Genomic DNA, 8,033 nt, shown 5'->3' on the forward strand with positions numbered 1-8,033 from the left:
GCATCGTCATAGCGCAAGGTCGATGGCAGGTCGACGCCCGCGATCCGGGCAAGCCATCTGCTGCGCACTGCGTCCGAGGCAAAGGCGCCATGCAGATAGCTCCCGACGACGCGCCCGTCGGGGCTGGCGGCGCCTTCGGCCCGGTCTCCGACGTGGAACGGGGCGCGGGCCGTATCGCCGCCAGCGGTCCGGCCGAGATGAATTTCGTAGGCCCTCCCGCGCGCGGCGCCGGCGGAGTCGCTGAAATCGACCTCGCGCACGGTCTTGTCGGCGTCCAAGCTGGTTTCGACGTCGAGCAGGCCGAGACCGGGGGCCTCACCGGCGGGACCTTCCAGTCCGAGCGGGTCGCGCACCACGCGCCCGAGCATCTGGTAACCGCCGCAAAGGCCGAGGACATGCCCGCCGCGGCGGCGATGGGCGAGAATGTCGATGTCCCAGCCTTCGTGCCGCAATGCCGCAAGGTCGCGCAGCGTCGTCTTCGAGCCTGGCAGGATGACGAGATCGGCATCGCCCGGCAGCGGTCGCCCGGGGCCGATCATCTCGAGGTCGACATTCTCCTCGAGCTTGAGCGGATCGAGATCGTCGAAATTGGCGATGCCGGGGAGCACCGGCACCGCGATTCGGAGGCGCGCGCCGGGCCTGCGCCCCGACCGGATGTCGAGCCCGTCCTCTGCCGGCAGGCGCGACGCAGACGCAAACCAGGGAACGACGCCGAGCGAGGGCCAGCCGGTCGCTGCTGCGATCGTGGCCAGCCCGGGGCCGAACAGCCCGACATCGCCGCGGAAACGGTTGATCGCGAAGGCGCGGATCATCGCCCGGTCCGCAGGGTCGAGCACGGCATGGGTGCCGACGAGGCTCGCGATCACGCCGCCCCGGTCGATATCGCCAATGAGCACGGCCGGGACGTCGGCGGCGCGGGCGAAGCCGAGATTGGCGATGTCCCGCGCCCGCAGATTGGTTTCGGCGGGAGAGCCCGCGCCCTCGACGATGACCAGGTCCGCCTCTCTCCCGAGGCGTTCGAAGCTTTCGAGCACGCGCGGCAGGAAATCGCCGCGCCGCGCGAAATCCCGCGATGTCAGCCGGCCGGCGACGCGGCCCTGCAGGATGATCTGGCTGCCCTGCTCGCCCTCGGGCTTGAGCAGGACCGGGTTCATGTCGGGATGCGGATCGACGCGGGCCGCCCGTGCCTGCAGCGCCTGGGCGCGGCCGATTTCGCCGCCGGCTGTCGCCGCGGCATTGTTGGACATGTTCTGTGGCTTGAAGGGGCGCACCCGCAGCCCGCGATTCGCGAAGAGCCGGCACAGGCCGGCCACGAGCAGCGACTTGCCGACATTGGAGCCGGTGCCGAGGATCATGATGGCAGGGGTCGCGCAGGACATTGGCCTGCTTAGCCCGGTTATCGGCTGCACGGAAAGCCGTCGGCGGGCAATCTTCCTGCAAGGCAGGTACCGGAACCATGAGGAGCCGGCGCCAAAGCGCCACGGTCCGGGAGCGCCGGGAGGAATCGCCTTCCTGACATGGTTCGCCGGTCCACCGCGGTAGCTTGCTACGCCAAAGGGGCGAAGTCGCAGCAAGTTCCCGCCGAGGACCGGCTGAAAGCCAATAGATACTGATTGATGACGAATGTCAACATTCATCAGTCGGCATATTTCGCTCCTCTGATTTCCACCGCCGTCAGCGCCCGGGACGCAACCGCGCCAGGCGGCGCATGCCTCCCTACCGATGCGGCTCGCCCGCATCGGAAAGGCCAAGAAAAGGCGTTTCCCCTTTCAGGCCCGATGCTCTAATCCGGATTGCGTCCCTGCACCTGCCGGCCATAGCGATGAATCCGATCTTCTCCGCTCTTCCGACCACCGTCTTCGAGGCGATGTCACAGCTCGCGCGCGAAACCGGCGCGGTGAATCTCGGCCAAGGCTTTCCGGACGATCCCGGCCCGGAGGACGTGCGGCGCAAGGCCGCGGATGCGGTCATGGACGGCTGGAATCAGTATCCGCCGATGATGGGCCTGCCGGAGTTGCGGCAGGCCGTCGCCGCGCACTACAAGCACTGGCAGGGGCTTGATCTCGATCCCGCCAGCGAGGTGATGGTCACATCCGGCGCGACCGAGGCGATCGCCGGTGCGCTGATGGCCCTGGTGACGCCCGGCGACGAGGTCGTGCTGTTCGAGCCGATGTACGACGCCTATCTGCCGCTGGTGCGTCGGGCAGGCGGCATCCCGAAATTCGTGACGCTGACGCCGCCGCATTTCGGCTTGACCGAAGAGGCGCTGGCGAAGGCTTTCTCTCCGAAGACCAGGGTCGTCCTGTTCAACAACCCGCTCAATCCGACGGCGACGATCTTCAGCCGGGCCGATCTCGATCTCCTTGCCGATTTCTGCGTCCGCCACGATGCGATCGCGATCTGCGACGAGGTCTGGGAGCATGTCGTCTTCGACGGGCACCGCCACGCCTCCGTGCTCGGCCGCCCCGATATGCGCGAGCGCACGGTCAAGATCTCCTCGGCCGGCAAGATCTTCTCGCTGACCGGGTGGAAGGTCGGGCTCGTCATGGCCGCGCCCGCGATCATGCGCGTGCTGGCCAAGGCGCATCAGTACATCACCTTCACCACGCCGCCGAACCTGCAGGCCGCCGTCGCCTACGGTCTCGGCAAGGATGACGACTACTTCGATGGCATGCGCGCCGATTTCCAGCGCTCGCGCGACCGTTTCGCCTCAGGGCTGCGCGATCTCGGCTTTTCGGTGCTGCCGAGCGCCGGGACTTACTTCCTCAATGTCGACATTGCGCCGCTCGGCGAGAGCGACGATGCGGATTTCTGCCGGCGCCTGGCGACGGAGACCGGAGTGGCGGCGATTCCCGTCAGCGCCTTCTATGCCGAGGGTGCGGTGAAGAACGTCGTCCGCTTCTGCTTCGCCAAGCGGGATGCGACGCTTGATGCGGCGCTGGAGAGGTTGGCGACACGCCACGCACGCTGAAGCTGGTTCAGCCGCCGATCAGCCTGGTCGCCGTCTCGCCGGCTGCGACGAGCCGCTTCTGCAGATCGGCGGCGAGCGCCTCGCCGGCGGCCGAGCGGCGCGCCGTCTCGGTTGCGGTCATCAGCTGAGCCAGCGCCTTCTGGGCCAGGTCTTTGTCCTTGTTGCGCCGCGCCAGCTGCAGCATGGCCTCGGCCTGATTGGCCAGGCTGCGTGCCCAGAGCAGCGGATGGCCGTCCTGCCGGCGCTCCTCCATCGCCAAGGCGAAGGCCGCGATCGCTTCTTCGAGCACGACGGGTTCGCTGTAGCGCTCGCCCATCGCCGCGAGCACTCTGCCCATCTGGTCCTGCAGTTCCGCCCAGCGTAGCGGATCGCGCGTGCGCTCCGTCGCCATTGATACGCGATTGAGGCCGTTGAAGGCTCGCTCCAGCAGGGACAGGTCGCTCCGCCGCCGGCCGAGCGTGGCCCGTGCGCGCGAGATCATGTGCTCGGCCTCGAGCCACCGCGGTTCGTCATCGGCGCGGTTCCAGGTCGCGAGGACGCCGGCATAGGTGGCGATCGCCTCTTCGAGCAACTCGTCGTCCTTCTGCGCGATTCCGAGCGTCACGGCGAGCCGGCCGATGCGCAGCTTCAGGGCGCGCCATAGCGGCAGCGACTCTTCGCGGCCGAGATACTCGATGCCCGAGCGGCAATGCTCGAGCGCCGCAACGACCAGCTTGGCGTCGCCGGTGAGGGCGGCGAGACCTTCGAGCGCCGAAGCCAAGGCCTCCTGGGCGCCGGCGAAGGCGACGGTGTCGGCCAGGCTGTCCAGCCCTTCGATCAGGCGGCGCAAGGCGGCGATGGCGGCATCGTAGCCGTCGCGGCCGCCGAAATCCTCGCTGATGCGCGCGAGCGCCTTCGCCTGGTTGAGCGCCGCGGCCCGGCTGAGATCGATATTGGCGAGACCGATCAGCGCGGAAGCCTCGCCGTAGCGAGCGGCGGCTTCGCGATAGCCGTCGGAGGTCGTGCGCAGGAAGCTGAGCGCTGCGCGGTCCGCCCGGTTCTCGCCGATCAGCAGCCGCCGTTCGAGCGGCAATGTCGAGAGGTCGGTCGAGCCTCCGATGGCACGAAGCTCGGCCTGCGCAAGGGCCTTGTCGGCCTCGGCAAGGCGACCGGCGGCCATGCCCCCGGCTGCCTCACCACGCAGGCGGAGAATGTCCGCGTCGCCGAGCGGCGTCGCGAGGCGTTGGGCCAAGGTGCGAAAATCGCCCGCCTTGCGATCAAGCAGGGCCTCGGTCGGCGCGGCCGCGCCGGGGTGGCGCAACCAGTCCGCGATCATCGCCGCCAGCGCCACCGGCGGCAAAGCGTGGCGTCCGGCGACGCGTGCCAGAAGCGGGGCGATCTGGTCGGACTGGCTGATGGTCGCCTCCCGCTTCCGGCTTGGCTGGGGGCTTACTTCGCGGCGATGACCGCGATCTCGACCGTGAACTGCGGCGCGGCCAGCTTGGCCTCGACCGTGGCGCGGCCCGGGGTCTGGCCGGCGACGACCCACTTGTCCCAGACGGCGTTCATCTCGGCGAAGGTCGACATGTCCGACAGCCAGATGTTGACCATCAGCAGCTTCGACTTGTCGGTGCCGGCCTCGGCCAGGAGCCCGTCGATGATGCCGAGGATGTCGGCGGTCTGCTCGCCGACGCTCTTGCCGGCCGCCTTGTCCGCGACCTGGCCGGCCAGATAGACGGTGTCGCCGTGCACGACGGCCTTGGACATGCGCGGGCCGACGCCGATACGCTGAATGCTCATAGTCAAATCTCCTTGAACGGACGCTTTCGCTGGTAGCCCGCCCTGCCCGGTTTCGCAAATCATATGCTGTTCCGCCTGGAAGCCGCGCAGCGCTTTTCGGAAGCGTCCTCAATGGCGGAGCAAGCGTTTCAGGCGAGCCCGGCCCACCCGGCCCAGAGCGCGGCGTAGCGCCCGGCCTTGCCGACGAGCACCAGTATCACGAAGCGTCCGAGCGGGTAGTTCAGCGTGCCTGCGACGAAGGTCAGCGGGTCGCCGACGATGGGCAGCCAGGCCAGCAGCAGGGACGGCCAGCCGAAGCGGGCAAAAAAGGCCTGCGCCTGGGCCAGACGTTTCGGATCGGGCCGCAGCCGCGCCGGCAGCTTCTCGACGCCGTGGCGCGCGATCAGCCGGCCGAGCCACCAGTTGAGGATCGAGCCGGCGGTATTCGCCAGGCTCGCGGTCAGGAACAGCGCGAGCGGATCCGCGCTCCTGGTGGCGAGAAGGCCGACGAAGACCGCCTCCGACTGTGCGGGCAGCAAGGTCGCGGCAAGGAACGCCGCGCCCGCCATGGCGGCAAGGGAGGAGAGATCGAGCATCAGTGCAGCATCGCGGCCAGCGCCTTGACGGTGTTGGCGTTGCGCAGCGTGCCGATACCCAGCTTTCTGGTCGTCAGATGCGAGAGCAGCTTCGCCTCGCTTGGCTCGCCTGCGAAATCGATCCAGAGATCGCCATCCGTCAGCACCAGCCGCATATCGGGCGTGGCGATCGAGCGCAGCATGGACAAGGTGTCCGGGCCGAGCGGCTGTCGCATGACGCGGATGCCGACGGCGTCGCCACTCCCCTCCGGAAACGGATTCCGGGCGGCGAGCTGCCGCCAGCCCTGTGCCGTCCGCAGGATGATGTCGACATGCTTGCCGAAACGGCATTCGAAGGCGGCTTCCAGCCGGCCCTCGATGTCGGCGAGGGGCGCCTCCTCGCCTTCGAAGACCAGGTTGCCGGTGGAGACCCAGGTTCGCGGATTGCCGAAACCGAGCGCTGCTGCCATGGCCTTCAGATCGGCCATCACCACGCGCTTGCCGGGGCCGAGCACGATCGAGTGCAGGAGCGCGACATAGGTCGTCATCGCAGGCTTTTCCTGCGCTACAGCCGGCGCAGGGCGACCTGCTGGATGCGGTGGCTCGCGCCCTTGGTCAGGATCAGGCTGGCGCGCTGGCGCGTCGGCAGGATGTTTTCCTGCAGGTTCGGCAGGTTGATGCCCGTCCAGAGCTTCTCGGCGATGGCGAGCGCCTCCTCCTCGCCGATCTCCGCATATTTGCGGAAGAAGGAGCGCGGATCGCGGAAGGCCGTCTGGCGCAGCGTCATGAAGCGATTGACGTACCAGCGATGCAGGTCGTGCTCGTCGGCGTCGAGATAGACCGAGAAGTCGAAATAGTCCGAGACGAAGGGAATGGCGGTGCCGTCCTTCGGCATCCGGTTCGGCTGCAGGACATTGAGCCCTTCGAGGATCAGGATATCTGGCCGTTCGACCGTCACCGTCTCGCCCGGCACGACGTCATAGACGAGATGCGAATACATCGGAGCCGTCACCTGCGGCTTGCCTGCCTTGACGTCGGAGAGGAAGCGCAGGATCGCGGCGCCGTCATAGCTTTCGGGAAAGCCCTTCCGCTGCATCAGGCCGCGCCGTTCGAGCTCGGCATTCGGCAGGAGGAAGCCGTCGGTGGTGACGAGCTCGACCTTCGGCGTGTTCGGCCAGCGCGAAAGCAGCGCCTTCAGTACGCGGGCCGTGGTCGATTTGCCGACCGCGACCGAGCCGGCGACCCCGATGACATAGGGCACCTTGACCTCGGCCTCGGCCATCAGGAAGCGCTGCGTCGCCTTGAACAGCCCCTGCGTCGCCGCGACATAGAGAGAGAGCAGGCGCGACAGCGGCAGGTAGATCGCGACGATCTCGTCGAGCGAGATCGGGTCGTTGATCGACTGCAGTTTGGTCAGGTCGTCGACCGAGAGCGTCAGCGGGGCGTCGGCGCGCAGATGCGCCCATTCGTCCCGCGAGAACAGGCGGTAGGGCGAGACCAGTTCGCGTTCGGGCGGAGTGGTGATGAGGTGCTGGTCCATGACGCGACCCGCAATCCAGGCTTCGAGGTTCAACGCGGGTCCATCCTCGCGATACTCAACGGGGCCGGGCCGCCTTTTCCGCCAGTCCGGAGCGGGCGGTGCGGGCCTCAAGCTGGCTCAAGACGTCCCGCAATGCAACATCGCGGGCCTTGAGCACGACCAAAAGATGATAGAGCACATCGGCGCTCTCGGCGATCAGTTCGGCGCGATCGCCCTTGACGGCTGCGATGACGGCTTCGACCGCCTCCTCGCCGAACTTCTTGGCGGCGCGTTCCGGCCCGGCAGCCAGGAGCTTCGCGGTCCAGGATTCCTCGGGCGAGGCGCCGGCGCGTTCGGCGATGCGGTCTTCGAGATCGGAGAGGGTGAACCCGGCCATCAGTCCAGCCTCATCCTCAGGCCGGCTTCCGCCATATGGGCCTTGGCCTGCTGGATCGTATAGGTGCCGAAATGGAAGATAGAGGCGGCAAGCACCGCCGAGGCGTGGCCCTTGCTGACGCCTGCGACGAGGTCGTCGAGGTCGCCGACACCGCCCGAGGCGATGACCGGGACCGAGACCGCGTCCGCGATCGCGCAGGTCAGGCCGAGATCGTAGCCGGACCTGGTGCCGTCCTTGTCCATCGAGGTGACCAGCAATTCGCCCGCGCCCAGCGAGACGACCTCGCGCGCGAAGGCGACGGCCTCGATGCCGGTCGCATTGCGCCCGCCATGGGTGAAGATCTCCCAGCGCCCGGGCGAGACCTGCTTCGCGTCGATGGCGACGACGATGCACTGGTCGCCGAACTTCTCGGCCGCTTCCTTGACGAACTGGCGGTTGGTGACGGCGGCGGTGTTGATCGAGACCTTGTCGGCGCCGGCGAGCAGCAGCGCGCGGATATCCTCGACCTTGCGCACGCCGCCTCCGACGGTGAGCGGCATGAAGCAGGCTTCGGCCGTGCGCGTCACCACGTCGAACAGGATGCCACGGTCTTCATGGCTGGCGGTGATGTCGAGAAAGCAGAGCTCGTCGGCGCCCGCCGCGTCATAGGCCTTGGCGGCCTCGACCGGATCGCCGGCATCGACGAGGTCGACGAACTTCACGCCCTTGACGACGCGGCCGTCCTTGACGTCGAGGCAGGGGATGATGCGGGTTTTCAGGGTCATCGGCAGCAAGGAACTCGTGCGAGGGACCGATTGATAACGAAGGGCAAGC

9 protein-coding genes are annotated in these 8,033 nt (G+C 67.8%); 1 reads left to right on the top strand and 8 read right to left on the bottom strand.

The annotated features are described in order from the left end of the window. Positions 1 to 1,379: cobyric acid synthase (locus tag ACIPIA_RS06470; protein ID WP_400507790.1), on the bottom strand; the 1,379-nt coding region annotated here is incomplete at its 3' end. Between the two features lie 443 nt (positions 1,380 to 1,822). Between ACIPIA_RS06470 and ACIPIA_RS06475 the strand changes: the two genes are divergently transcribed. Further along, a complete protein-coding gene (locus ACIPIA_RS06475; protein ID WP_400507792.1) occupies positions 1,823 to 2,971 on the top strand; it encodes an aminotransferase in 1,149 nt (382 codons plus the stop codon). A gap of 7 nt (positions 2,972 to 2,978) precedes the next feature. Here the strand turns inward: ACIPIA_RS06475 and ACIPIA_RS06480 are convergent, their stop codons facing one another. The 7 genes from ACIPIA_RS06480 to hisF form a co-directional block, all read right to left on the bottom strand. Further along, a complete protein-coding gene (locus tag ACIPIA_RS06480; RefSeq protein ID WP_400507794.1) occupies positions 2,979 to 4,310 on the bottom strand; it encodes a hypothetical protein in 1,332 nt (443 codons plus the stop codon). Between the two features lie 89 nt (positions 4,311 to 4,399). Beyond that, positions 4,400 to 4,750 (bottom strand): RidA family protein, encoded by a 351-nt coding sequence (locus tag ACIPIA_RS06485; protein ID WP_400507796.1) that lies wholly within the window; start codon positions 4,748 to 4,750, stop codon positions 4,400 to 4,402. A gap of 128 nt (positions 4,751 to 4,878) precedes the next feature. After that, positions 4,879 to 5,325 (bottom strand): YqaA family protein, encoded by a 447-nt coding sequence (locus ACIPIA_RS06490; protein WP_400507798.1) that lies wholly within the window; start codon positions 5,323 to 5,325, stop codon positions 4,879 to 4,881. Continuing rightward, positions 5,325 to 5,852, bottom strand: coding sequence for a DUF1697 domain-containing protein (locus ACIPIA_RS06495; RefSeq protein ID WP_400507800.1), 528 nt, complete (start codon positions 5,850 to 5,852; stop codon positions 5,325 to 5,327). Before ACIPIA_RS06495 ends, ACIPIA_RS06490 begins: the two co-directional genes overlap by 1 nt. A gap of 17 nt (positions 5,853 to 5,869) precedes the next feature. Then, positions 5,870 to 6,844 (bottom strand): type I pantothenate kinase, encoded by a 975-nt coding sequence (gene coaA, locus ACIPIA_RS06500; protein ID WP_400507804.1) that lies wholly within the window; start codon positions 6,842 to 6,844, stop codon positions 5,870 to 5,872. 55 nt (positions 6,845 to 6,899) lie between these two features. Next, complete coding sequence (locus ACIPIA_RS06505; protein ID WP_400507802.1) at positions 6,900 to 7,220, bottom strand: phosphoribosyl-ATP diphosphatase; 321 nt, start codon at positions 7,218 to 7,220, stop codon at positions 6,900 to 6,902. Continuing rightward, complete coding sequence (gene hisF / locus ACIPIA_RS06510; RefSeq protein WP_400507806.1) at positions 7,220 to 7,984, bottom strand: imidazole glycerol phosphate synthase subunit HisF; 765 nt, start codon at positions 7,982 to 7,984, stop codon at positions 7,220 to 7,222. Before hisF ends, ACIPIA_RS06505 begins: the two co-directional genes overlap by 1 nt. Positions 7,985 to 8,033 lie beyond the last annotated feature (49 nt).

Source organism: Allobosea sp. CER48 (assembly GCF_044752385.1).
In the GTDB taxonomy this organism is placed as follows: Bacteria; Pseudomonadota; Alphaproteobacteria; order Rhizobiales; family Beijerinckiaceae; genus Allobosea.

Coding starts and splice junctions, on each gene's coding strand:
- ACIPIA_RS06475 (WP_400507792.1), top strand. CDS start 1,823: ATGAATCCGATCTTCTCCGCTCTTCCGACCACCGTCTTCGAGGCGATG.
- ACIPIA_RS06485 (WP_400507796.1), bottom strand. CDS start 4,750: ATGAGCATTCAGCGTATCGGCGTCGGCCCGCGCATGTCCAAGGCCGTC.
- ACIPIA_RS06490 (WP_400507798.1), bottom strand. CDS start 5,325: ATGCTCGATCTCTCCTCCCTTGCCGCCATGGCGGGCGCGGCGTTCCTT.
- ACIPIA_RS06495 (WP_400507800.1), bottom strand. CDS start 5,852: ATGACGACCTATGTCGCGCTCCTGCACTCGATCGTGCTCGGCCCCGGC.
- coaA (WP_400507804.1), bottom strand. CDS start 6,844: ATGGACCAGCACCTCATCACCACTCCGCCCGAACGCGAACTGGTCTCG.
- ACIPIA_RS06505 (WP_400507802.1), bottom strand. CDS start 7,220: ATGGCCGGGTTCACCCTCTCCGATCTCGAAGACCGCATCGCCGAACGC.
- hisF (WP_400507806.1), bottom strand. CDS start 7,984: ATGACCCTGAAAACCCGCATCATCCCCTGCCTCGACGTCAAGGACGGC.